This is a genomic window from Streptomyces sp. NBRC 110028, assembly GCF_001417735.1.
Taxonomy (GTDB): Bacteria; Actinomycetota; Actinomycetes; order Streptomycetales; family Streptomycetaceae; genus Streptomyces.
In genome coordinates, this window is sequence record NZ_BBUZ01000024.1 from 702,780 (window position 1) to 727,458 (window position 24,679).

Annotated in this window: 20 protein-coding genes; 5 read left to right on the forward strand and 15 right to left on the reverse strand. The window is 72.3% G+C overall.

All coding sequences use genetic code 11. The annotated features are described in order from the left end of the window. Positions 1-337 precede the first annotated feature (337 nt). Positions 338-1,141, forward strand: coding sequence for a transcriptional repressor LexA (gene lexA, locus ASC60_RS12310; RefSeq protein ID WP_055549875.1), 804 nt, complete (start codon positions 338-340; stop codon positions 1,139-1,141). A 90-nt stretch (positions 1,142-1,231) separates the two neighbouring features. On the opposite strand, the gene ASC60_RS12315 is transcribed toward lexA, so the two are convergent. From ASC60_RS12315 to ASC60_RS12330, 4 genes are all read right to left on the reverse strand, one after another. Further along, entirely contained in the window at positions 1,232-3,232 is a 2,001-nt protein-coding gene (locus ASC60_RS12315) for an ATP-dependent DNA helicase (protein ID WP_055549876.1), read from the reverse strand. A gap of 167 nt (positions 3,233-3,399) precedes the next feature. Beyond that, positions 3,400-4,086, reverse strand: a complete 687-nt coding sequence (locus tag ASC60_RS12320) for a GNAT family N-acetyltransferase (RefSeq protein ID WP_055549878.1) — start codon at positions 4,084-4,086, stop codon at positions 3,400-3,402. A gap of 67 nt (positions 4,087-4,153) precedes the next feature. Beyond that, positions 4,154-6,262 (reverse strand): IucA/IucC family siderophore biosynthesis protein, encoded by a 2,109-nt coding sequence (locus ASC60_RS12325; protein WP_079038339.1) that lies wholly within the window; start codon positions 6,260-6,262, stop codon positions 4,154-4,156. Positions 6,263-6,422: 160 nt separating this feature from the next. Then, complete coding sequence (locus ASC60_RS12330; protein ID WP_107097061.1) at positions 6,423-7,856, reverse strand: diaminobutyrate--2-oxoglutarate transaminase family protein; 1,434 nt, start codon at positions 7,854-7,856, stop codon at positions 6,423-6,425. A gap of 259 nt (positions 7,857-8,115) precedes the next feature. On the opposite strand from ASC60_RS12330, the gene ASC60_RS12335 reads away from it, so the two are divergent. Continuing rightward, positions 8,116-9,291 (forward strand): serine protease, encoded by a 1,176-nt coding sequence (locus ASC60_RS12335; protein ID WP_055549880.1) that lies wholly within the window; start codon positions 8,116-8,118, stop codon positions 9,289-9,291. 83 nt (positions 9,292-9,374) lie between these two features. Here the strand turns inward: ASC60_RS12335 and hflX are convergent, their stop codons facing one another. The 6 genes from hflX to miaA all read right to left on the reverse strand — a co-directional run bounded on the left by hflX (position 9,375) and on the right by miaA (position 17,609). Beyond that, on the reverse strand, positions 9,375-10,877 hold the full coding sequence (gene hflX / locus ASC60_RS12340; protein WP_055549882.1) for a GTPase HflX: 1,503 nt from the start codon (positions 10,875-10,877) through the stop codon (positions 9,375-9,377). A gap of 119 nt (positions 10,878-10,996) precedes the next feature. Further along, a complete protein-coding gene (locus tag ASC60_RS12345; protein WP_234356904.1) occupies positions 10,997-12,661 on the reverse strand; it encodes a M1 family metallopeptidase in 1,665 nt (554 codons plus the stop codon). 66 nt (positions 12,662-12,727) lie between these two features. After that, positions 12,728-14,929, reverse strand: a complete 2,202-nt coding sequence (locus ASC60_RS12350; RefSeq protein ID WP_055549884.1) for a bifunctional (p)ppGpp synthetase/guanosine-3',5'-bis(diphosphate) 3'-pyrophosphohydrolase — start codon at positions 14,927-14,929, stop codon at positions 12,728-12,730. A gap of 135 nt (positions 14,930-15,064) precedes the next feature. Next, positions 15,065-15,994 (reverse strand): diaminopimelate epimerase, encoded by a 930-nt coding sequence (gene dapF / locus ASC60_RS12355; protein WP_055549886.1) that lies wholly within the window; start codon positions 15,992-15,994, stop codon positions 15,065-15,067. Between the two features lie 63 nt (positions 15,995-16,057). Beyond that, a complete protein-coding gene (locus tag ASC60_RS12360) occupies positions 16,058-16,567 on the reverse strand; it encodes a hypothetical protein (protein ID WP_055550089.1) in 510 nt (169 codons plus the stop codon). 103 nt (positions 16,568-16,670) lie between these two features. Then, complete coding sequence (gene miaA / locus ASC60_RS12365) at positions 16,671-17,609, reverse strand: tRNA (adenosine(37)-N6)-dimethylallyltransferase MiaA (protein WP_055549888.1); 939 nt, start codon at positions 17,607-17,609, stop codon at positions 16,671-16,673. Between the two features lie 252 nt (positions 17,610-17,861). Between miaA and ASC60_RS38460 the strand changes: the two genes are divergently transcribed. Beyond that, a complete protein-coding gene (locus tag ASC60_RS38460; protein WP_234356905.1) occupies positions 17,862-18,035 on the forward strand; it encodes a gliding motility protein in 174 nt (57 codons plus the stop codon). Between the two features lie 25 nt (positions 18,036-18,060). Then, positions 18,061-18,321 carry an antitoxin gene (locus tag ASC60_RS12370; protein ID WP_055549891.1) on the forward strand — a complete coding sequence of 87 codons (261 nt, stop codon included), beginning with the start codon at positions 18,061-18,063 and terminating at the stop codon, positions 18,319-18,321. A 177-nt stretch (positions 18,322-18,498) separates the two neighbouring features. Here the strand turns inward: ASC60_RS12370 and ASC60_RS12375 are convergent, their stop codons facing one another. The 3 genes from ASC60_RS12375 to miaB are packed head-to-tail and all read right to left on the reverse strand — an operon-like array spanning position 18,499 to position 21,142. After that, positions 18,499-19,278 (reverse strand): class III extradiol dioxygenase subunit B-like domain-containing protein, encoded by a 780-nt coding sequence (locus ASC60_RS12375; RefSeq protein ID WP_055549893.1) that lies wholly within the window; start codon positions 19,276-19,278, stop codon positions 18,499-18,501. Positions 19,279-19,288: 10 nt separating this feature from the next. Then, a complete protein-coding gene (locus tag ASC60_RS12380; RefSeq protein WP_055549895.1) occupies positions 19,289-19,594 on the reverse strand; it encodes a hypothetical protein in 306 nt (101 codons plus the stop codon). A 57-nt stretch (positions 19,595-19,651) separates the two neighbouring features. Then, a complete protein-coding gene (gene miaB / locus ASC60_RS12385; protein WP_055549897.1) occupies positions 19,652-21,142 on the reverse strand; it encodes a tRNA (N6-isopentenyl adenosine(37)-C2)-methylthiotransferase MiaB in 1,491 nt (496 codons plus the stop codon). A gap of 78 nt (positions 21,143-21,220) precedes the next feature. On the opposite strand from miaB, the gene ASC60_RS12390 reads away from it, so the two are divergent. Next, positions 21,221-22,210 carry a TAXI family TRAP transporter solute-binding subunit gene (locus ASC60_RS12390; RefSeq protein WP_055549899.1) on the forward strand — a complete coding sequence of 330 codons (990 nt, stop codon included), beginning with the start codon at positions 21,221-21,223 and terminating at the stop codon, positions 22,208-22,210. Between the two features lie 48 nt (positions 22,211-22,258). Here the strand turns inward: ASC60_RS12390 and ASC60_RS12395 are convergent, their stop codons facing one another. Together ASC60_RS12395 and ASC60_RS12400 are read right to left on the reverse strand one after the other, a co-directional pair. Beyond that, positions 22,259-23,665 carry a HAMP domain-containing sensor histidine kinase gene (locus tag ASC60_RS12395; RefSeq protein WP_055549901.1) on the reverse strand — a complete coding sequence of 469 codons (1,407 nt, stop codon included), beginning with the start codon at positions 23,663-23,665 and terminating at the stop codon, positions 22,259-22,261. 18 nt (positions 23,666-23,683) lie between these two features. Continuing rightward, the gene (locus tag ASC60_RS12400) at positions 23,684-24,412 is read right to left on the reverse strand and encodes a response regulator transcription factor (protein ID WP_055549904.1); all 729 of its coding nucleotides are present in this window, start codon (positions 24,410-24,412) and stop codon (positions 23,684-23,686) included. Between the last annotated feature and the right edge of the window lie 267 nt (positions 24,413-24,679).

Genomic DNA, 24,679 nt, shown 5'->3' on the forward strand with positions numbered 1-24,679 from the left:
GGGGACCACAAGCTGTGGGTGGCTGACATCCATCAAACCACTAGATCTGGTGTCTGGCACCCAACCGCACCGAATGGCGTGTCATGACCCGGGAGCAGGCACGAGACTACGCGAACCCCACGGGTCCCGGCTCCACGGGGAGCCGGGTGCGAGACTGTGACCCGCCGCCGACACGACCGAAGATCGCCCCTCAGCCCGCACCGGAACCGGCCTATACACCCAAGCCTCTGATCACGTCAGCTCAACTGGGATATTTCACTCGAACGTGTGTTTGGCGCAACCTTTCGAAAGCAACTACCGTTGTCCAACTAGGGAGAACATCTCGAGAGGGGCCGTCGTGACCACCACCGCAGAGAGCGCCGCTGTTACCGCCCAGGAGCGCTCCCAGAGCCGACTCGAACAGACGCACGCGATGCATCAGACCCACGCGATCAACGACGCGAGCACGAACCCGGAGGGGCAGAAAGCGACCCGATCACTACCCGGGCGACCTCCAGGAATCCGGGCGGACAGTTCAGGGCTGACCGACCGGCAGCGTCGCGTCATCGAGGTCATCCGCGACTCTGTGCAGCGGCGCGGCTACCCGCCGTCCATGCGGGAGATCGGCCAGGCGGTGGGTCTCTCCAGCACCTCGTCCGTCGCCCATCAGCTGATGGCCCTGGAGCGCAAGGGCTTCCTGCGGCGCGACCCCCACCGGCCCCGGGCATATGAGGTCCGTGGCTCGGACCAGCCCAGCACGCAGCCGACGGACACCACCGGCAAGCCCGCCGCCTCCTACGTCCCGCTGGTCGGCCGGATCGCGGCCGGCGGGCCGATCCTCGCCGAGGAGTCGGTCGAGGATGTCTTCCCCCTCCCCCGCCAGCTGGTCGGCGACGGAGAGCTGTTCGTCCTGAAGGTGGTCGGCGACTCGATGATCGAGGCCGCCATCTGCGACGGGGACTGGGTCACGGTGCGCCGTCAGCCCGTCGCCGAAAACGGTGACATCGTCGCCGCGATGCTCGACGGGGAGGCGACGGTGAAGCGCTTCAAGCGCGAGGACGGCCATGTCTGGCTGCTCCCGCACAACGCCTCGTACCAGCCGATCCCCGGTGATGAGGCGACCATTCTGGGCAAGGTCGTCGCGGTGCTGCGGCGCGTCTGAACCGGCTGAGCGAGGCGCGCCCCAGCGCGCCCCACGACCGGGCCCCGGGACCACTGCGCCGGTTCCGGGGCCCTGCTGTATGCCCGCGCGCTACGCCCCGTCGGCCTTGGCCGCCGCGTCGATCGCGGCCAGGGAACGGCGCACCTGGTTGCGATCGGTCGTGTACCAGAAGTCCGGCATGGTCTTCCGCAGGAACGAGCCGTAGCGGGCCCGCTCGACCCGCGGGTCCAGAACGGCGACGATGCCGCGGTCCCCGGAGGCCCGCACGAGCCGGCCCGCGCCCTGCGCCATCAGCAGGGCGGCATGCGTGGCCGCGACGGCCATGAAGCCATTGCCACCGGCCTCCTCCACGGCCTTCTGGCGGGCGCTCATCAGTGGGTCGTCGGGGCGCGGGAAGGGCACCCGGTCCATGACCACCAACTGACAGCTCGGGCCCGGCACATCCACGCCCTGCCACAGCGACAGCGTGCCGAACAGGCAGGTCCTGGGATCGGCGGCGAACGCCCGGATCAGCTCGCCGAGAGTCTCCTCGCCCTGGAGGAGGATGGGCATGTCGAGCCGTCCGCGCAGCTCTTCCGCGGCGGCCTGGGCGGCGCGCATGGACGAGAACAGCCCGAGTGTGCGCCCGCCCGCGGCCTCCACCAACTCGGCCAGCTCATCCAGCATGTCGCCGCGGCTGCCCTCGCGGCCGGGCTGGGTGAGATGCTTGGCGACGTAGAGGATCCCCTGCTTCGCGTAGTCGAAGGGCGAGCCGACATCGAGGGACTGCCAGCGCGGAGCGGATTCCTCGCCGCCCTCGGGGTCCTGCGGGCTCTCGGGAGCGAGGCCGAGCGACGCGGCCACCCCGTTGAAGTCCCCGCCGATCTTGAGCGTGGCGGAGGTGAGGATCACCGAGCGGTCATCGAACAGCTTCTCGCGCAGCAGCCCGGACACGGACAGCGGAGCGACACGCAGCGAGGCACCGAAACGGTCGTGCCGCTCGTACCAGATGACATCGAACTCGGAGCCCTCCACGATCCGCTCCGCCACCTGGTGGATGTTCTCCACCGCGCCCAGGGCCTGCTTACGGACGGCGTCCTCATCCTGAACCGAGGCATCGCGGGTGGCGCCGAGGGCTGAGATCACCGTACGGGCCGCGTCGCGCAACGCCATCAGGGCATAGCTCAGGTCCTCGGGGATGGTCTCGAGGCGGCCGGGCAGGGCCAGCTCCATGATCCGCTCGAAGGTCTCCGAGGCGGTCTGGAGAGCGTCGGCCGCCTTCTCGTTGACCAGCTTGGTGGCGCGCCGCACGGCCCGGTTGACCTGGCCGGGGGTGAGCTCGCCGCTGGCGACGCCGGTGACGCGGGAGACCAGCTCATGTGCCTCGTCGACGATCAGCACCTCGTGGCTGGGCAGAACCGGGGCGCCCTCGATCGCGTCGATGGCGAGCAGCGCGTGGTTGGTGACGACGACCTCCGCGAGCTTGGCGCGCTCGCGGGCGGCCTCGGCGAAGCACTCGGCGCCATAGGCGCATTTGGACGCGCCGAGGCATTCCCGGGAGGTGACGGACACCTGGGACCAGGCGCGGTCGGAGACGCCGGGGGTCAGGTCGTCGCGGTCGCCCGTCTCGGTCTCGTCGGACCAGTCACGCAGCCGCAGCAGGTCCTTGCCCAGCTTGCTGGTGGGCGCGGCCGCCTCGAAGGGGTCGAACAGCCCGGCCTCGTCGGCGTCGTCCTGCGGCACCCCTTCGTGGAGGCGGTGCAGGCACAGATAGTTGGAGCGCCCCTTGAGCATGGCGAACTCGGGGCGGCGGCGCAGCAGCGGATGCAGAGCGTCGACGGTGCGCGGCAGATCGCGCTCGACGAGCTGGCGCTGCAGGGCGAGGGTCGCCGTGGCGACGACGACGCGCTCGCCCTGGGCGAGGGCGGGCACCAGATAGCCGAGCGACTTGCCGGTGCCGGTGCCGGCCTGGACCAGCAGATGGGAATTGTCGTCGATCGCCTCGGCCACGGCTTCGGCCATGGCTGTCTGGCCAGGGCGTTCGGTACCACCGACAGCGGTGACGGCGGCGTGCAGCAGGTCTGCGAGTGGAGGCGAGGACGTGTCAGTCATAGGGCTGCCAGCCTACGCGGCGGCACCGACATCACTCCCGTTAACGGCCGCATCAGCCTCCGCGGAGGGAACCCGTGATAGCGGCGGAACCTGGACGGGCCGAGCGGTGTATCACAGGAAAAGGCGGCGTTCAGAGGCCGTCGCGGATCACAGGGGGTCACGATGGCTCACAGCAGGTGGCGCAGGGACCGGTCGCGCAGCATCAGCGCCGCCCGTTTCTCCGGGAGGTCCACCTCTGCGGAGAAGCGGAAACCGGCGCCGAGGAAGGCCGCGACGGAGGGGATGTTGCGCAGATCGGGTTCGGCCACGACGCGCGCGCAGGAGGGGCGGTGTTCGAGCACCAGATCGGCCGCGGCACGGAGCAGGGTCGAGCCGAGGCCCCGGCCACGGTCGCTGACGCGGCCGATGAGCAGGTGGATGCCGGTGTCGTGCGGCCGGGCCGGGTAGTACCGGGCGAGCGGGTCGAGATCGGCGCGGTAGACCTCCCAGTAGCTCATCGGCACGCCGTCCAGCACTCCCAGGCAGGGCACGCTCCGGCCGTCACCGTCGAGCTGGCCGCCCAGGTGGCTCGCCGTGATGTCGTCCGGGCCGTCGAGTTCCCAGAAGGCGGCCACGGACGGGTCATTCATCCATCGGGCGATGAGCCGCAGATCGCGCCCGACGCGGACCGGGACCAGTTGGAAGGCCCCCACCGGGGTGCTGGTGGGGCCCCATTCGGCGATGCGGTCGAGGAGGTCGGGGCCGCTGTCGGCATCCAGGCCGCTCAGCTGGTTCTCGGGGATTCGCGCGGTGTCCTCTTCCTGGCGCATCCGCATGTCGATGGTGTCGTCGGTGCTGGAGTCGGAGTGCGGCACGGCGACGCTCTCCTCTCATGGATCTCAGACGCGCCGTGAGGGGCGTGGTCGGCGGGATGGACGGACGTCATGCCAGGGAAGCGGCGGATGTGACAAGGGGGTTGGTGATGGTGACGTAGACGGACTGGGTGTCGACCGGCCCCACGAGTTCGTCCAGGCCGCGCAGGCGGGTGAGCAGATTGGCCTTGCAGCGCAAGGTGGGCGTCTCGAGGAGACGGGCGGGCAACCGCGAGCGGAGTTTGCCGGGGCCGGACGCGGCGTCGGCGAGGAAGCGGCGGAACGCGGCCAGCAGCACGCGCTCGTCGGCGAGCCGCTGCGCCCCGAACGCTCCGATCACTCCGAGGACGTTGTTGACGCCGAGGTAGTAGGCGAAGCGCTCATCGGTGACCTCGTCGGACACGAAGGTGTCGCTGCGCCCGCCGATGCCGGGCAGCCGCCGCTGGAGGTCGTCATATCGGGACTCCCGGAAGTAGTAACCCTGGTTGTCCCGGTAGCGGCCCCCGACCGGCCAGCCGTCCGGGTCCAGCAGCACCAGGGTGTTCTGCTGGTGTGCCTCCAGGGCGATGCCTGCCTCTCCGTCCAGCCAGAGCACGGGGCGTACGACCGTGCGCAGGTAACGCAGGAACCACTCGGCGCTGACGGCCGCCGAGGAGCGACCGGTGCGGGCGGCGAGCCGGGCGATGAGACGGGCCAGCCGTGAGCGCATCGCGGGCTGTCCCGGCCAGGGCCGGAGCGAGAGGAGCCCGGCGACGCAGACGGCGTCGTCGCCCGGGCCGAACGGGTTGTGCCGGATGACGACGTCGAGCCCGGTCAGGGGCTCGCCGTCCGGCCCGTCCACCGCGAGCCAGGCCGGGTCGCGGACGATGTCGAAGCCGGGGAATCCGGGGAAGGCGGCCCGCCACTGCTCGGCCAGTCCGCTGCGCAGCAGCCGGTGTACCTCGACACCGCGGCGAAGCTCCTTGCGGAGGTTCTCGCGGCGGGAGTTGGTGATCCGCAGACCGAGGGAGAGTTTGAGCATCGCGGGCGCGCCGGGCCGGTAGACGGTGCGGACCGAGGAGGTGGGGTGCCAGTGTCCGCCGGCCGGGCCGAGGTCGTGCAGCAGGCCCGCGTCGAACAGCGCGGCGACGGCCGGGCGGTGCCGGATCTCGTGGGCCTGCCAGGGGTGCAGGGGCAGGGGCACGGATCCGGGGGGCAGGTGCAGACCGCTGCCCGCGAGAGAGAGGGCCAGCCTCTCGGCCGGCACGGTTCTGCCGCGTTCGGTCCAGGCCGACTCGCAGGCGAGCGCGGAGCGGTCAACGGCGAGCCAGTGCAGGGGAAAGGAGCCACGCGATTCGGGTGAGCACACAGGTGACGCGGCATCGGAGAGACCTTCGCGGCTCTTCGGCGTGGGATGAAGGGGGTGACCGAGGAGGAGGGACTGTTCCGCGCTGAGGAAGAGGGTGCCGGCGCCGGGATCGGCGGGCACGGCCCGGCGGTGGGCGAGGAATTGGGCAGTGCGTCGTACGGAGTCCGCGACCCGGCCGACGAGGTCGGATGCCTCCGCGTCGGTTTCGTCCTGCCGGGCCGCGTATGCCGCCTCCCGGGTGAGCAGCGCCGCAAGGGCCACGGCGCCGACGGGCGGGGCGTCCCAGGGTCCGTGTTCCAGCACAGGTGCGCCGAAGCGGTGCCAGCCGGTGGCCGACCAGTAGCGGACTGGCACCTGGAGGGAGGTGCCGCTCGCGGGAAGGGGGATGCGCAGGGTGTCGCCGTCCAAGGGCCCCGCGGCGGTCTCCCGTACCCAGCAGCGCAGCAGGTTCTCGACCCCCGCGGCGTCTGCGGCGAGCTGTGGGTCGGGGTGGTCGAGCGGGTCCTGTCCGGCGGTGGGGGCGAGGCTTTCGGCAGCGTCAGGACCGCTGTGATCCTGACGCGGCACCGGGGCCGTCACGAGGTGGGGCGGCCCGGCAGAGGCTGCCGACGGTGTGAGTGCCGTGGCCCGGGCTGGTGCGAGCTGGGCCGACGCGGGCCGGATCGGTGTGACCCGGGGCGGCGCGGGCGGGAGTCCGGTGGCCTCCCCCGCGGCGATGGCCACGGGCGGCTGGGGCACGAGCGGCTCGGCCGCGGAGGGCACGGCGGGCGGTGCCTCGCCTCCGGCTGGGGGGTGCCCGGCGGCGGGGGTGCGGGCCGTACGGTCGCTCATGGCACCGTCCTCCGGGTCCGGCTGGGGATACAGGGGGGCGCGCCCAGGGGAGTGCGGCATGGTGGGTGCGGCGCTCGCGTCACGGCCTTCACGCCGGGAGCCTCGCGCCTGCCTCCTTCGATGGTGCGGTGGTGGGGCGGTCTCACGGCCGCCCCGCCCGTCACCGGCGGTCTCCGGTGACGGGCGGGGCGGATGGCGGGAGTTCATGGGCGGCGCCGTCGCCGAGAGCGCGGATCGCGGCGTCCAGTGCCTCGGCGAGCCGGTCCAGTACGGCTTCGGCCTGCTCGTCGGTGATGGTCAGTGGCGGAAGGAGGCGGATCACGGCGGAGTGGCGGCCCCCGAGTTCGACGATCAGGCCGCGGCGCAGGCACTCCCGCTGTACGGCGGCCGCCAGCAGCGGGGCGGCGGGACGGGCGACGGTACCGCGCTCAGGACCGGGGCCCGGCTCCGCCGGGTCGACCAGTTCCAGGCCGATCATGAGGCCGCGGCCGCGGACGTCCCCGATGTGGGGCCACTGCGCGGCGAGGGCGCGCAGCCGCGTCAGCATGCGCTCGCCGACGACCGCGGCCCGCTGCGCGAGGCCGTTCTCGCGGACATACGCGAGGGTGGCCGCACCCGCCGCCATCGCCAGCTGGTTGCCCCGGAAGGTGCCCGCGTGGGCGCCGGGCCGCCAGGCGTCCAGCTCCTCCCGGTAGACCACGACGGCCAGCGGCAGGCTGCCGCCGATGGCCTTGGACAGGACCATCACGTCGGGCACCACGCCGCTGTGTCCGACCGCCCAGAAGGAACCGGTGCGCCCCACCCCGGTCTGCACTTCGTCCGCGATGAGCGGGATACCGCGGGCCGCGGTGATCTGCCGCATCCGGCGCAGCCAGCCGTCCGGCGCGGGGATCACCCCGCCCTCGCCCTGGACCGGTTCGAGGATCATCCCGGCCGGTGCGCCCGCCCCGCCCTTCGGGTCGTCCAGCTGCCGCTCGGTCCAGCGCGCCGCGAGTTCCGCGCCGCGCTCGCCGCCCACCCCGAACGGGCAGCGGTAGTCGTAGGGGAAGGGCAGCCGGGTCACGCTCACCGCCGGGGCGCCGCCGGAGGCGGCCAGCGCCCCGGCCGTCATCCCGTGGTAGGCCCCGGAGAAGGCCAGCAGGCCGTCTCGCCCGGTGGCGGTCCGGACCAGCTTCAGTGCGGCTTCGACGGCGTCCGTGCCCGCGGGCCCGCAGAACTGCACCCTCGCGTGTGCGGCGAGTTCGGGCGGCAGTGTGGCGAACAGCTCGTTCGTGAAGGCGTCCTTGACCGGCGTGGCCAGGTCCAGGATCTGGAGCGGGGCTCCCGAGTCCAGGACGGCGCGGATCGCTTCCAGCACCACCGGATGGTTGTGCCCGAGCGCCAGCGCTCCGGCCCCGGAGAGGCAGTCGAGGTAGCGGCGGCCGTCGGCCCCCTCGATCGTGAGCCCGCGGGCGCGCACCGGGACGATGGGCAGCGCCCGGGCGTAGGTGCGGGCGGCCGACTCCCGCAGCGACTGGCGCCGCAGGATGGCCGGGGCGTCCTCGCCGGACCCGTCGCCGTCCGGCACGACGGGCGGCGAAGGGTCCGGCGTCATCGGCGGGAGCTGGGTCATGGCCACGGCTCACGGTCCTCTCGCTGCTGAACACCCTCCGGCTGTCCCCCGTACGTACCAACGACGGGTCAGGCCCGGGATCACGGGCTGACCGAAGATCCTTGCCGCCGGGAACCAGGGCCCCGCCTGTAGCCGTCGTAGGCGGCACCGGCATAGTGGGGGATCGCCCCGCTGTCGGGGGGAGCATGACAATTCCGGACAGGCCGTGAAGCAGTTCAGATCATCAGGGGGAGTCCCGCCCATGCCTTTCAAACGCCGGCCCGCGCTCGCCACGGCGGCCGTCGCCGCCGTGCTGGCGCTCACCGCCACCGCGTGCGGATCGTCGGACGACTCGGCCGATGCCAAGGCGTCCGCATCGTCGGACCAGCAGGGCGCGGACGACATCAAGCTGCCCGACAACCTCAACGACAAGCTGAAGAACCTCGGCGTCGATCTGGACCAGTGGAAGAACGGCGCCTGGAACAAGTGGAACCGGGACGACTGGCTCCGCGAGGCGGGCGACTTCATCAACCCGATCATCAAGGGGCTGTGGAAGCCGGACCGGATGCGGGAGGCTCAGGAGCCGGACAAGCCGGTCGACGACAGTGACATCGCGGACGACCAGGGTGTGACCGATCCCGATCCGCAGCCGGTGAAGGCCGAGGAGGTCGGCAGCCCGTACAGCTCCCGCGTTCCCTACGCGGGCAAGGTCTTCTTCGACGGCCCCGAGGGGTCGATGGTCTGCTCCGCGACCGTGGTCGAGGACCCCGCCCACCCCGGCAAGTCCAACATGGTCTGGACGGCGGGCCACTGCGTCCACGCGGGCAAGGGCGGCGGCTGGTACAAGAACCTGATGTTCGTGCCCTCGTACAACGACTCCGGCAAGTCGGCGGCCGAGCTGGAGAACGCCACCCGGGAAGAACTCGCCCCCAAGGGTGTCTGGTGGGCCGACTGGGCCCAGACCTCCTCCCAGTGGATCGACAGCGGCGCGGCCACCGGCGGCAAGGGCGCCCCGTACGACTTCGCGGTCATGCATGTGAAGCCGGAGGTCAGCGGCGGTAAGTCGCTGGAGGAGACGGTCGGCGGCGCACTGCCGGTCGACTTCAACGCTCCCGCCGTGAAGTCCATAGCCGAGATCACGGCCACCGGCTACCCGGCGGCCCCGCCGTTCGACGGCCAGAAGATGAACCAGTGCGCCGACAAGCCGGGCAGGCTGTCGCTGGACGCCAAGCAGCCGACCATGTACCGCATCGGCTGCACGATGACCGCCGGTTCCTCCGGCGGCGGCTGGGTCGCGAACGGTGCGGACGGCAAGCCCGCGCTGGTGTCCAACACCTCGATCGGCCCGTCCAACGCCACCTGGCTGGCGGGCCCGCACCTGGGCCCCGAGGCCAAGGGCGTCTACAACGCGGTCAGCAAGAAGTTCGCGGGGCGGTAGTCACCCGCGGCCGGCAACGGCGAAGGCCCGCCCCGGGGGCGCCGGGATGGGGCGGGCCTTCGCCGTGCGTGCGCCGTTCCGCTCTACTGCCGCGTGCTCGCCGCGGCCGGTACGAACCGCCGCAGCTCGGCTGCCAGCTCCTCGTGCACCCGCGCCTTGAGCAGAGTGCCCTCCGGAGTGTGCTCCTCGGAGATCACCTCGCCGTCGGCGTGCGTACGCGCGACCAGCTTGCCGTCGGTGTACGGCACCAGGACCTCGATCTCGACCTGCGGCCGGGGCAGCTCGTCATCGATCACCGCGAGCAGTTCGTCGATGCCCTGCCCGGAGCGGGCCGAGACGGCCATCGCGCGCCGCTCCATGCGCAGCAGCCGCTGCAGCACGAGCGGATCGGCCTTGTCCGCCTTGTTGATGACCACGATCTCGGGCACGTCGACCGCGCCCACGTCACGGATCACCTCGCGCACCGCGGCCAACTGCTCCTCCGGCGCCGGATGCGAGCCGTCCACCACATGGAGGATCAGATCGGCGTCGCCGACCTCCTCCATGGTGGAACGGAACGCCTCGACCAGGTGGTGGGGCAGATGGCGGACGAAGCCGACGGTGTCCGCCAGCGTGTACAGCCGTCCGCTGGGCGTCTCGGCCCGGCGCACGGTCGGGTCCAGGGTGGCGAACAGCGCGTTCTCCACCAGCACACCCGCGCCGGTGAGCCGGTTGAGCAGCGAGGACTTGCCCGCGTTGGTGTACCCGGCGATGGCGACCGAGGGGACCTTGTGACGCCTGCGCTCCTGCCGCTTGATGTCGCGGCCGGTCTTCATCTCGGCGATCTCACGGCGCATCTTCGCCATCTTCTCGCGGATGCGGCGCCGGTCCGTCTCGATCTTGGTCTCACCGGGACCACGGGTGGCCATACCGCCGCCCGACGATCCGGAGCCACCGCCGCCCATCTGCCGGGACAGCGACTGACCCCAGCCGCGCAGCCGCGGCAGCATGTACTGCATCTGGGCGAGCGAGACCTGCGCCTTGCCCTCGCGGGACTTGGCGTGCTGGGCGAAGATGTCGAGGATCAGGGCGGTGCGGTCGACCACCTTGACCTTGACGACGTCCTCGAGGTGAATCAGCTGGCCAGGGCTCAGCTCGCCGTCGCACACGACGGTGTCGGCACCGGTCTCGATCACGACATCGCGCAGCTCCTCGGCCTTGCCGGAGCCGATGTACGTCGCGGGGTCGGGCTTGTTGCGGCGCTGGATGACGCCGTCGAGCACCAGGGCGCCCGCGGTCTCCGCGAGCGCGGCCAGCTCCGCCAGGGAGTTCTCCGCGTCGTGCACCGTACCGGACGTCCAGACGCCGACCAGCACCACGCGCTCCAGGCGCAGCTGCCGGTACTCGACCTCGGTGACGTCCTCGAGTTCGGTGGAGAGTCCCGCCACACGCCGCAGCGCGGCGCGGTCGGAGCGGTCGTACTGGTCGCCGTCACGCTCCCCGTCGATCTCGTGACTCCAGGCGACGTCCTCTTCCATCAGGGCGTCGGCCCGAAGGCTCTCGGCGAGGCGCTGCCGGTCCTGCGGAAGGGAAGAGGAGTGGGTCAAAGGAATCCTTACGTCGAGGGACATCGTCACTGTCGACAACGCACGAGGGGCCCGTGGGATTCCCCACCGCTCCGGCGGCGACGCCGACCCCTCGATGGTCGCACGCGACGGCAGGGCCGTCACTCGGGTTTCGCGCTCCGGCGCGCCGCCGGGCCGTGCGGGACGGAGTGGGCCCCGGGCCCGGCGCCCGCCTTGGTGCCCGGTTTCGCACCCGGCTTCGTCCCTTGTGCGGCGCCCGCCTTGGCCCCAGGCTTCGCGTCCGGGTCCGGGGCGGTCTTCCAGTCGGGGTGCCCGGGCATCTTCGGCGTCTTCTCCCCGTACAGCCAGGGGTGCAGGAAGCCGTTCAGATCGCGGCCCGCCACCTCCGAGGCGAGCCGGACGAAATCGGCGGTCGAGGCCACGCCGTCACGGTGGCGGAGCACCCACTGCCGCTCCAGCCGCTCGAAGTCCGCCCGGCCGATCCGCTGCCGCAGCGCGTACAGGATCAGCGCGCTGCCGTCGTAGACGACCGGCCGGAAGAGCCCGATCTGCTTGCCGGGCTCGGCGGGCCTGGGCGCGGCGGGTGGCCCTCCGGCGGCGCGCCACGCGTCGGACTGCTCGTAGGCCAGCCGCATCCGGCGCTCCAGGCTCGCCTTGCCGTACTGCTCCGCGTACAGCGCCTCGTACCAGGTGGCGTGGCCTTCGTTGAGCCACAGATCCGACCAGCGGCGCGGGCTGACGCTGTCGCCGAACCACTGGTGCGCCAGCTCGTGCAGCATGATCGATTCCACGTACCACCGCGGGAACTCGTCGTCGGTGAAGAGACCGCGTTCGAAGAGCGAGAGCGTCTGGGTCTCCAGCTCGAAGCCCGTGGTGGCGTGGGAGATCAGCACGCCGTAGTCCTCGAAGGGATACGGTCCGACCTTCTTCTCCATCCAGCTCAGCTGCCCCGGAGTGCGCGCGAGCCACTTCGCGAGCTTCCCGCGGTCCGCGGCGGGCACCACGTCGCGCACCGGCAGCCCGTGCGGGCCGGTGCGGTGGAGCACGGCGGAACGGCCGATCGAGACCTGAGCCAGCTCGGTGGCCATGGGATGGGCGAGGCGGTACGACCAGGTGGTACGCGCCCCGTCGCGGACGCGCCCGTCCGGGAGACCACCGGCGACGACCGTGAGGGTCTTCGGCGCGGTGACCCGGAAGGTGAAGCGCGCCTTGTCGGACGGATGGTCGTTGCACGGGAAGACCCGGTGGGCGGCGTCGGCCTGGTTTGCCATGGCCAGCCCGTCCCGGGTGCGGACCCAGCCGCCGCTCGCGCCGTCCCCCGGGTCGCTGGTGTGCCGGACGGTGACCCGGAAGTCCGCGCCCCGCTCGATCCTGGTGCGCGGGGTGATGACCAGGTCCTCGCCCGCGGTGACGAACGCGGCGGGTGCGCCGTCCACCTGTACGGAGCGCACGGTGCCCTGGGCGAAGTCCAGATTGAGGGTGCGCAATCCGGCGGTGGCGCGGGCGTCGATGGTGGTGACGGCGTCCAGCGGCCGGTCCGGGCGACGGTAGTCCAAGGCGATGTCGTACGCCGTGACGTCGTACCCGGGGTTGCCGAGCCTCGGGTAGAGCGGGTCGCCGATGCCGAGCGGCCGCGGGCCCGTGGCGCCGACCGGCCCGGCGGCGGAGGACGGGCCGACCGAGGCGAGCACGGCGGCCAGGGCGACGGCCACGAGGGCGGTCCTGCGGCGCCCCCTCCGCGGGAGGGGATGGGCCTGGGCCGGCCGCGGGAGGGGGCCGGGGCGAGGGCCCGGAGAATGCGTCATGCCTTACGGCTACCAGCGCCCGGACGAGGCCGCAGTCCGACCCGGGCCCGATCCACCCGAAGGAGTTCAGGAACGGGCGGTCGCCACGCGACGGCCCTCCCTTGTCACGTCGTAGACCCCGGGGACGTCGCGCATGGCCCGCATCAGGGTCGGCAGCCGGCCCGCGTCGGACAGCTGGAGCGTGTACGTATGGCGAACCCGCTGCTCACGCGGCGGTTCGACGGCGGCGGCGACCACCTCGGCGCCCTCCGCGGCGATGGCCTCGGTGAGGTCCGCGAGCAGATGGGGCCTGCTGAACGCCTCCGCGAAGAGGGTGACCCGGTAGTCGCCCCCGTCCCCGTCGTACTCCTCCGACCAGCGGACCCCGACCCGGGCCCGTCCGGCCGCGGTCATCCGTGCCACGGCGGGGCACCGCTCGCGGTGGACGGTGACGGCGCCGCCGCGCACCGAGAAACCGGTGATCGCGTCCGGCGGTACGGGGGTGCAGCACCGGGCCAGCCGTACGATCACACCGGGCAGGTCGACGACGATGCCCGCCTCCGGGCGGCCCACGGGGGCCACGGGCAGCGCGGCATCGTCCGGCCCGGCATCGTCCGACCCGGTCTCCCCCGGCTCGGTCCCTTCCGGTTCCGCGGGAGCGTGCAGGTGCTCGGCGCCGGGCGCCTCGCCCTGCGGCGGCTCGTGCGCCGGGTCGGCCGGATGGGCGGCCAGCCAGCGGTTGATGGCGATGCGCGCGGCCGGGGTACGGGCGTGATCGAGCCATTCCGGTGACGGCCCGGACGACGCCGCGTCACCCGCCATGAGCAGCTGGAGCGTGTCGCCGTCGCACAGCACGGTGCTGAGCGTCGCGATCCGCCCGTTGACCCTGGCGCCGATACAGGAGTGGGCGTCCTCGCCGTACTGGGCGTACGCGGCGTCCACACAGCTCGCGCCCGCGGGCAGGCCCAGGGTGCCGCCGTCGGACCGGAAGACCGTGATCTCCCGGTCCTGGGCGAGGTCGTCGCGCAGCGCGGTCCAGAAGATGTCGGGGTCGGGGGTGGCGCTCTGCCATTCGAGCAGCCGGGACAGCCAGCCGGGGCGGGTGGGGTCGGCCCGCTCGCCCTCGGGCGCGGCCGCCGCCTCGGTCGGGGCGTACGGATTGCCGAGGGCGATCACCCCGGCTTCGGCGACCCGGTGCATCTGGTGGGTACGGATGAGGACTTCGGCGACCTCGCCCGTCCGCCCGGCCACGGCCGTGTGCAGCGACTGGTAGAGGTTGAACTTGGGGACGGCGATGAAGTCCTTGAACTCCGAGATCACCGGGGTGAAACAGGTGTGCAGCTCGCCGAGGACCGCGTAACAGTCCGCGTCCTCGGCGACGAGGACCAGAAGCCGCCCGAGGTCGGATCCGGTCAGCTCGCCGCGCTTGATCCCGGCACGGTGCACGGAGACGAAGTGGCGCGGGCGCACCAGGACTTCGGCGGTGATGCCCGCCTCCTGCAGCACCGCCCGTACGTCCTCGGCGGCGCGGGCGAGCGGGTCGGGGCGGCCCGCGTGGGCCTGGAGCAGCTCCCGGGTGTGGGCGTACTCCTCGGGGTGGAGGATCGCGAAGACCAGGTCCTCCAGCTCGGTCTTGAGCGCCTGCACGCCGAGCCGTTCGGCCAGCGGGATCAGCACGTCGCGGGTGACCTTGGCGATGCGGACCTGTTTCTCGGGGCGCATCACGCCCAGGGTGCGCATGTTGTGCAGCCGGTCGGCGAGCTTGATCGACATCACCCGGACGTCATTGCCGGTGGCGACGAGCATCTTGCGGAACGTCTCGGGCTCGGCCGCCGCCCCGTAGTCGACCTTCTCCAACTTGGTGACGCCGTCGACGAGATAGCGCACCTCCTCGCCGAACTCCTCCCCCACCTGGTCGAGCGTCACCTCGGTGTCCTCGACCGTGTCGTGGAGCAGGGACGCGGTCAATGTGGTGGTCTCGGCGCCCAGTTCGGCGAGGATGAGCGTGACGGCGAGCGGATGGGTGATGTACGGCTCACCGCTCTTGCGCATCTGGCCGCGGTGGGAGGACTCGGCGAGGACGTACGCCTTGCGCAGCACATCCAGATCGGCGCCGGGGTGGTAGGCGCGGTGCACCTTCGCGACGTGTTCGATCGCGTCCGGCAGCCGGTCCCGTGACGCCGGTCCCAGCAGCGCGGCCCGGCCGAATCTGCGGATATTGCGCAGATCGATGCGGGGGAGGCCGCGCCTGCGGCCGAGAGCGGCTTGATCTGGGGCCTCTGCGCTCATGGGCACCTCCGGCGGCGTCGAGCGTCAACCGGCGTGGGCACTCCCCCGGGCCGGTGCTTGATGCTATCGAGCCCACCACGCACGGCCGACCGGCTCTCGCCCAGAGTGAAACGGATCACCCATGAGAGGGACGCGTCAGTCGAGGGCCGTGTCCAGCCATACGGGGTCAAGCTCCCCCTCGGCGACGATCACGGCAGGGCCCGTCATCTCCACCGTACCGTCCGGCCGCTCGCTGATCACAAGCCGCCCACCGGGCACGTCCACCGTGTATGTGACGGGCCGACCGGTGACGCCGGGGTCGGCCCCGTCCCGGCGGGCGGCGGCCACCATGACGGCGCAGGCGCCGGTGCCGCAGGAACGGGTCTCGCCGGAGCCGCGCTCGTGCACGCGCATCGCCACGTGCCGCGGGCCGCGGTCGACGACGAACTCGACGTTGACGCCGTCCGGGTACGCGGAGGCGGGGTGGACGGCGGGGGCCGTGAACAGGTCCCCGGCTTGGGCGAGGTCGTCGACGAAGGCGACCGCGTGCGGGTTGCCCATGTTCACGTTGCGGGCGGACCAGGTCCGGTCGCCGACCGCCACGGTGATACCGCCGTCGGGGCCGGGCTCGGGCAGCACGGCGTTGCCCATGCCGACAGTGATCGCGCCTCCGTCCGTGCCTTCGTCCGAGGTGCCCTCGGGCTCACCGGCGGCCTTGGCGATGTGGATGTGCCGCAGTCCGGCCCGGGTCGCGATCGTCAGATCGCCCTCCTCGACGAGCCCCGCCCGCCGCAGATACCGGGCGAAGACCCGGACGCCGTTTCCGCACATCTCGGCGATGCTGCCGTCACCGTTGCGGTAGTCCATGAACCACTCGGCCTCGGCGGCCATGGCCCGCGCCTCGGGGTGGGCCGACGACCGCACGACGCGGATCAGCCCGTCGCCGCCGACACCGGCGCGGCGGTCGCAGATCCGGGCGACGGCGGCGGCGGACAGCTCCAGCCGACCGTCCGGGTCGGGGACGATGACGAAGTCGTTCTCGGTGCCGTGGCCCTTCAGGAACCGCAGCCGGGGCGCGTTGCTCATCCCTCGATCCTACGGCGCGCCGCACGGGCCGTCGCTCCGCGCGGTACGGGCACGGGGAGGCCCCTAGCGCAGGCGGGCCACGCGCCAGAAGGTGAGGGTCGCGAGCAGCACCACGATCACCACGTAGAGCACCACGAAGCGCCAGTCCGGGCGGCGGCCGGAGCCCCGAGGCGGCAGGCCGGGCCAGGTGTAGCCCACCCGGCGGGCGGCCATCAGGCCCCAGCCCGCCGCGCAGCAGCTCAGCAGCAGGCCCAGCATCGCCACGACCGCGCCTCCGTCGCCGAACTCGAAGGCCAGCGGGAAGGCGAACATCAGCGAGCCGAGGATGGCGAGGCCGACGATCGGCGCGATCTGCCAGATCCGCAGCCGGCGCGGCGGGCGCAGCTCACGGAAGGACTCCCCGGAGCCCGGCTCGCCCGGCTCCCCCAGCTCCTCTGCCTCGTCGAGGGCCGGGCCCAGCAGCTCGGGCAGCGCGGGCACCTCGTCGGGGCCGTCAGGGGTCAGCGGCCCGGGCTCGCCCCGTGGCGAGTCCCGCGCTGCTTGCTGCGATGCGTTGCGAGGGCCGGCCTCCATCGCCACGCGCCCTCCCAACTCCAGACACCACGATCGGAGCTTGATGATGGCATGCCCGCGGGGGCCTCAATGACGAGCGGAGCGTCCCGATGCCATCACGTGATCAGGCTGTGACCGCCCGTTCAACCAACGCGAGCGCGTTACTGAGGAGTTCCCTCCGGTCCGCCGCCGCTCCGCTGAGCCAGTGGACCCTCGGATCGCGCCGGAACCAGGAGTCCTGACGGCGCGCGAACCGCTTGGTCGCGCGCACGGTCTCGGCCCGTGCCTCGTCCTCCGTGCACTCTCCGGCGAGGGCGGCGAGCACCTGCTGATAGCCGAGGGCCCGGGAGGCCGTACGCCCCTCCCGCAGCCCGGCCGCTTCGAGCCGGCTGACCTCGTCCACCAGCCCGGCCTCCCACATCCGGTCCACGCGCACGGTGATCCGCTCGTCCAGCTCGGGCCGCTCGACGTCCACGCCGATCTGGAGGGTGTCGTAGACCGCCTCGTGACCGGGGAGGTTGGCGGTGAAGGGCCGGCCGGTGATCTCGATGACCTCCAGCGCCCGCACCACCCGCCGACCGTTGCTGGGCAGGATCGCCCGGCCCGCCTCGGGATCGGCGGCCGCCAGCCGGGCGTGCAGGGCCCCCGGGCCCAGCTCCGCCAGCTCGGCCTCGAGCCTGGCCCGCACGGCGGGGTCGGTGCCCGGGAAGTCGAGCGCGTCGATGGCCCCGCGGATGTACAGGCCCGAGCCGCCGACCAGGATCGGCGTACGCCCCTCGGCGAGCAGCCGGTCCATCTCGGCGCGGGCCAGTCGCTGGTATTCGGCGACGCTGGCCGTCTGGGTGACGTCCCAGATGCCGAGCAGGCGGTGCGGCACACCCTGCCGCTCCTCTTCCGTCAGTTTGGCGGTGCCGATGTCCATGCCCCGGTAGAGCTGCATGGAGTCGGCGTTGACGACCTCGCCATCGAGGTGCCGGGCGAGTGCGACGCCCAGATCGGACTTGCCGGCCGCGGTGGGGCCGACGACGGCGATGACTCGCGGCGGATGGCCTGCTGTATTCACCCGCCCAGTCTCGCAAACCCCGGGGCGCCTCCTCGAACGAGCGACGTGACGGGGGATGGCCGCGGTCGTTGCCAGTTGCGAGGTTCCGAGGACCGGTTCGGGAAACCGGTCCCCGCGAGCGGCGCAATGGGACGCTCCGAGCGGCACGGGATTTCGCCCACACGAGTAGGCTATGGAGTAGATATGGGCGTGTTTTCCAGGTTTCGTCGTGCGTCGAAGGAGACGAGCCGTCCGACCGAAGAGGCGCTTTCCGTGCAGACCGCGGCCGACGCCGTGACGGCGGCACCGGCCCCCGAGCCCGCCGCCGAAGCGGAACCGGAGCGGAGCGAGGAGGAGCCCGCGACGGGTGAGGCGGCGACGATCCCCAAGCAGCAGTCCGCGGCCGAGTCGGCGGACAGCGAGGCCGGTGAGGGCGCCCGCGCATAAGGGATCCGACAAGGGAAGGTGGCCCATGGGCCTGATGGACAACCTCAAGGCCAAGGCCGGTGTCATGAAGGACCGGGCCGGCAGCTTCGCCCAGCAGCACGAGGCCCGGATCGGGCGAGGCCTCGACAAGGCCGCCAAGACGGTCGACACCAGGACCAAGGGCAAGTACAGCGCGAAGATCGAGACTGGCACGGGCAAGGCGAAGGACGCCCTCAGCCGCCTCTCCCACCGGAACGAGGACCACAACCGGACCGAGGGCAAGGACCAGGGCGGCGACAGCGCCTGATCACCGCCGGTACGCGGCCGCGAAGCGGATGCCTCGCGGCCGCGGTGGTCCCGCGCCCCCGCACACCGCCACCGCACGTCTTGCCACCGCACGTCTCGCCACCGCACGTCTCGCCGCTCCAGCAGCGGTGCACCCCGGGGCGCCGTGGTCCGGCGCCCGCGCCGGGCGATGCCCGCGCTACGCCCAGCGGGCCACGAAATACCCCACGCCGTATGGCGCCTCGTCATACCGCAACTCCCCCTTCAGCCCCGCCCCTTCGGCCGCCCCCGCGAGCACCTGCAGCGGGGCGCGGCCCGCGGCCTTCAGCTCGTAGGCCAGCTCCTCGTCGAGCGCAGCGAGGGCCGCGGTGTCGGCCGCCGCCAGCGCCCGCGCCACCTCGGCGTCGAACGCGGCCGCACGCTCGTCGAGATAGCCCGGCGCCTTCAGCGTCCGGCACGCGCTGCCGTCACCCATGACCAGCAGCCCGACCCGCTCCGCCGACGCGGCGAGCTTCCTTCCGACTTCGATACACCGCTCGGCCGCGAGAGGTTCCCCCACCCCCAGCCCCTCGACGGGCGAAACGTCCCACCCCGCGCGCTCCAGCAGCCAGGCGCCGACCGCCAGCGACGGCGGCAGCGGCCGCCCGGGCCCCCCGTCCCCGATTTCACCACCCTGGTCCGCGCCCGCCCCCGCACCCGCGCCCGCCCCCGCCCCCGGCGCGGGCGCCACGCCCCCGAGCCGTACCTCCACGTCCACGCCGAAGCCGCTGAAGGATCCGGTCGCGCCCTGCGGATGGGACCCGCGCCCGGAGTGCTCCGCCGGACCTGCCACGATCAGCCGCTCCGGCCGGGCCGCCGCGAGCGCCGCGACCGCGTCCAGACACGCCGCGCGCAGCGAGTCCAGTTCGGGGGCCGCTCCCGCGGCCAGCTCGGGCACCAGCAGCGGCGGACACGGACAGACGGCGGCGGCGATCAGCATGATCGCCAGCTTATCCGGCGGGCTCGGGGCGGGGCGCGGAGTCCCACAGCAGCTCGGCCACCCTGAACCGGTAGCAGTAGTTGCCGGTCGCGGCTTCCAGGACCATCAGGAAGACGTCCCCGTCCCGGTACACCAGCTTCCGGTAGGGGTTCACCGGGTGCCGGGGCTCGTACCGCAGCACGCGCTCGCGCAGGGCCTCCAGCGCCTCCTCACGGGTCCCCCGGACATGCCCCAGCGCCGTGATCGAGTGGTTACGGGCCCCCGGGCCCATGATCTGGAGGTAGTCCTCGACCAGCAGGCCCCACCACGTCGTCATCCCATCCCCCGTCGGTCCTGTGCGGCGCCGTGAGCGCCGCGCGTCACCCGCCGCTCGTCAGTCGCAGCCGCATCCCGCCGCGGACGCCGGGGCGGGAGCCGGGGCGCCGATGGTGGGCAGTCCCAGCATCACGCCCGCCGGCTTCTTCTCCTCGGCCGTGTTCCGCCGCTCCCAGGCATCGCCCGCGCGCGTGCGCCGGACGCCCCGCGCCGGGCCCTCGGCCAGCAGGTGGTGCGGTGCGGCGTAGGTGATGTCGACGGTGACGACGTCACCGGGGCGCACCGGCTCCTCGGGCCGGGCGAAGTGCACCAGGCGATTGTCGGGGGCGCGGCCGGACAGCCGCCGGGTGGCGTCGTCCTTGCGGCCCTCGCCCTCGGCGACGAGCACCTCCAGCGTGCGGCCCACCTGCTTCTTGTTCTCCTCCCAGGAGATCTCCTCCTGGAGGGCGACCAGCCGCTCGTACCGCTCCTGGACGACCGCCTTCGGCAGCTGCCCGTCCATCTCGGCGGCGGGCGTCCCGGGCCGCTTGGAGTACTGGAAGGTGAACGCCTGGGCGAACCGCGCCTCGCGCACCACGTGCAGCGTCTGCTCGAAGTCCTCGTCGGTCTCACCGGGGAAGCCGACGATGATGTCGGTCGTGATGGCGGCGTCCGGCATCGCGGCGCGCACCTTCTCGATGATGCCGAGGAAGCGCTCCTGCCGGTACGAGCGGCGCATCGCCTTCAGCACGGTGTCCGAGCCGGACTGCAGCGGCATGTGCAGCTGCGGCATCACGTTCTCCGTCTCCGCCATGGCGGCGATGACGTCGTCCGTGAAGTCGCGCGGATGGGGCGAGGTGAACCGGACCCGCTCCAGCCCGTCCACCTTTCCGCAGGCGCGCAGCAGCTTGCTGAACGCCTCGCGGTCGCCGATGTCGGAGCCGTACGCGTTCACGTTCTGGCCGAGCAGGGTGATCTCGGTGACGCCCTCGGCGACCAGCGCCTCCACCTCGGCGAGGATGTCGCCCGGGCGGCGGTCCTTCTCCTTGCCGCGCAGCGCGGGGACGATGCAGAACGTGCAGGTGTTGTTGCAGCCGACGGAGATGGAGACCCACGCGGCGTACGCGGACTCGCGCCGGGTCGGAAGGGTGGAGGGGAACGCTTCGAGGGACTCGGCGATCTCGACCTGGGCCTCCTCCTGGACCCGGGCGCGCTCCAGCAGCACCGGCAGGCTGCCGATGTTGTGGGTGCCGAAGACGACGTCGACCCAGGGGGCCTTCTTGACGATGGTGTCGCGATCCTTCTGGGCCAGGCATCCGCCCACGGCGATCTGCATGCCCGGGCGCCGCGCCTTGATCGGTGCGAGCCTGCCGAGATTGCCGTACAGCCGGTTGTCGGCGTTCTCCCGCACCGCGCAGGTGTTGAAGACGACGATGTCGGCCTCTCCCTCACCGGTGCCTTCGGGCGCACGGACATAACCGGCGCCTTCCAGCAGGCCGGACAGGCGCTCGGAGTCGTGGACGTTCATCTGGCACCCGTAGGTGCGCACCTCGTAAGTCTTCGCACTCATCTCAATCGACCAGGGTACGTGTTCGTCCCGCTCCCCCGCCCCTCCCTTCCCGGGACGGGTACTGGCAGGATCCTGCCCATGGCCGTCCAACTTCCGCGCCCGGACCGGCGCCGCGCCCTGCAGTCCGCCGCGGCGGGCCTGGTCGTCCTCGCACTGCTGCTGTGGTGGCTCCTGCCGGTCGGCGGCGAGGAGAAGCCCCGGGGGAAGGTGACCTTCGCGACGGGGGTGTCCACCGGGGTCTACCAGACCTACGGCGAGATGCTGAAGCGGGACCTCTCCCGTGACCTGCCCAATCTGGATGTCAGCCTCCTGGAGACCCGGGGGTCGCCGGACAACGTGGAGCGGCTGGCCCGGGGCCGGGCCACCTTCGCCGTCGCCGCCACCGACGCCGTCGCCGCCTACCACGGCAAGGGCGCCGGGCGGCTGCGTGCCTGCGCGCGGCTGTACGACGACTACATGCAGCTGGTCGTGCCGCGCGGCTCGAAGGTGCGCTCGGCGCGGGATCTGCGGGGCCTGCGGGTCGGCGTCGGGGACGACGGCTCGGGCGTGCAGCTGATCACACGGGCGCTGATCAAGGCCGCGGGGCTGAGCTTCGACAAGGACTTCACCGCCGTGCGCTCCGGTATCGACAAGATGCCGGGACTGCTGCGGAAGGGAAAGCTGGACGCCTTCTTCTGGTCGGGCGGACTGCCGACCACCGCGGTGCGCACCCTGGCCCGGGAGTATCCGATCCGGCTGGTCCAGCTCGGCGACCTCACCGGACCGCTGCACCGGCAGGGCGGGGTGACGCGCTACTACCGGGCGGCGACCGTGCCCGCCGACGCGTACCTGGAGATACGCCAGCCGGATGACGTGAAGACAATCGCGGTACCGAATCTCCTGGTCACCACGGACCGGGTGGACCCGGAGCTGGCGAAGGGCGTCACGCGCACGGTGATAGAGAACCGGGACCGCATCGGGGCGAAGGTGCACGCCGCGCAGAAGGTGGACCTGCGGACGGCCGTCTTCACCGATCCGCTGCCGCTGCACCAGGGCGCCGCGCGCTACTACCGCTCGGAGAAGCCCTGAGGCCCCGGCCGCCCGGAGAAGCCCCGACGCCCCGGCGGCGCGGCCGCCTCACTGCGGCTTGTCGCGCGGCACGGTGATGGTGACGCGCAGTCCGCGGGGCTCGTTGGGGGCGTAGGCGATGGTGGAGCCGCCCGCCATGAGCAGCGCCCGGGAGATGGACAGGCCCAGCCCGGAACCCGAGACGTTCTGGTGCCGGCTGCTGCGCCAGAAGCGGTCGCCGATCCGGGCCAGCTCGTCCTCGGTGAGGCCGGGGCCGCCGTCGGCGACGGTCAGGGCGATGGTCTCGCCGTCGGTCCGCGCCGAGACCTCGACGTGCGACCCCGGGGGCGTGAACTTCAGCGCGTTGTCGACGACCGCGTCCAGCGCGCTGGACAGGGCGATCGGGTCGGCCCAGCCGGTGATGGCCGAGGGGCCCGTATAGGCGAGACCGACCTCCTCGCGGACGGCGACCGGAAGCCAGGCGTCCACCCGGTCGGCGGCCAGTGCGGCGATGTCGGTCAGCCGCAGGTCGGCCGCGGTGTGCTCGGCCAGGGCGAGGTCGAGGAGGTCGTCCAGGACGCGGGCCAGGCGTTTGCCCTCGGTGCGCACCGAGGCGATCTCCTCATGGCCCTCGGGCAGTTCGAGACCCAGCAGCTCGATGCGCAACAGCAGCGCGGAGAGCGGGTTGCGCAGCTGGTGGGAGGCGTCGGCGACGAAGGCCCGTTGCTGCTCGAGGACTTCCTCGACGTTGTCGGCCATCTCGTTGAACGAGCGGGCCAGCCGGCGCAGCTCCGGCGGGCCCGAGGCGGCCGCGACCCGGGACTGCATGCGCCCGGTCGCGATGTCGTGCGTGGCGGTGTCCAGGATGCGTACGGGCCGCAGCACCCAGCCGGTGAGGCGGAACGCGGCCCCCACCGCGAGCAGCATCGCGGCGCACTCCCCGCCCGCGATGACCAGCCAGCCGTGCAGGATGCGCGAGCGCATCCTGCCGGTGGGCGAGTCGGTCACGACGACGGCCACCACGTCCCCGTCCCGGACCACGGGGGACGCGACGGCGAGCCTGCCCTCCTGCCAGGGCCAGACCTGCGGCGGATCGTGGCTGCGGCGCCCGGCCAGGGCCTCCTCGAAGGCCTCGGCGCCGTTTCCGCTCCGGGGCAGCCGCCAGTCGGCCGGGGCCTTGGCCATCCGCAGACCGTCCCGGTAGAACACCCCGGCCCGGATGCCGTACAGGTCGTGGTAGCGGGTGAGTTCCGAACTCAGCGTATGGAGCCGCTCGTTGCCCTCCTCGCTCGCCACGGCCGTCGGACCGGCGGTGACGAACTGGGCGAGCGCGGCGAAGCGGGCCGTGTCGTCGATCCGGTCGACGACCACGCGCTGCTGTTCGCGGGCGGCCAGGCTCCCGGCGAGCGGGAAGCCGAGCGCGAGCAGTACGCCCGCCATGAGGACGATCAGCAGCGGGAGGAGACGAGTGCGCACGTGGGCAGCCCTGGCCGCTCAGCCGGCCGGGGCGACGAGACGGTAGCCCACGCCCCGGACCGTCTCGATCAGGGCGGGCATGTGCAGCTTGGAGCGGAGCGAGGCGATGTGCACCTCCAGGGTGCGCCCGGTCCCCTCCCAACTGGTGCGCCACACCTCGCTGATGATCTGCTCACGGCGGAAGACCACGCCGGGGCGCTGGGCGAGCAGCGCGAGCAGGTCGAACTCCTTGCGGGTGAGCGAGATCGTCGCACCGTCGACCGAGACCTGGCGGGTGGGCAGTTCGATGGTGACCGGACCGAGCCTCAGCGGCGGCTGCGGGCCGTCCCGGCCCTCCTCGGCGCCGGCCGCGCCCCCGCCCCCGGCGCCGGAGTCGGCCGGGAGGGTGCGCCTGCTGACGGCGTGGATGCGGGCGAGCAGCTCCATGGTGTCGTACGGCTTGACCACGTAGTCGTCGGCGCCGAGGTTGAGCCCGTGTATGCGGGACCGTACGTCCGCCCGCGCCGTCACCATGATCACGGGCGTCGCGGTGAGCTTGCGGATCCGGCCGCACACCTCGAAACCGTCCTGGTCCGGCAGGCCGAGGTCGAGGAGCACGACGCCGAAGGGCGCGCCCGCACCGGGCAGCAGCGCCCGCAGTGCCTCCTCACCGCCTCGGGCGTGGGTGATGTCGAAGCCGTGCCGGGACAGCACCGCGTTCAGAGCCGCGGCGACATGGTTGTCGTCCTCGACGAGCAGCAGCCTCACCAGCCCCTCCCCACCTTCCCTCTCATGGGTGCGCGCCTTCCGCCGCGCGCGGCCCGAACGTGACCGAAGACACGGCCCCAGGGAATCCACTCCGATCCACGCCCATGCGTCAAGACGCATACAGTCACAGGAAGGTTTCCGTTATGCAGCCGGTACGACGCCGCGGCGCGTTTTTACACAGAGTGCCCAGCCGAAGCCAGATCGTTATCCTCAATTTCCGCTCAGATGTAATGACGCTGATCGTGACAGCTCATTAATGTCCTCCCA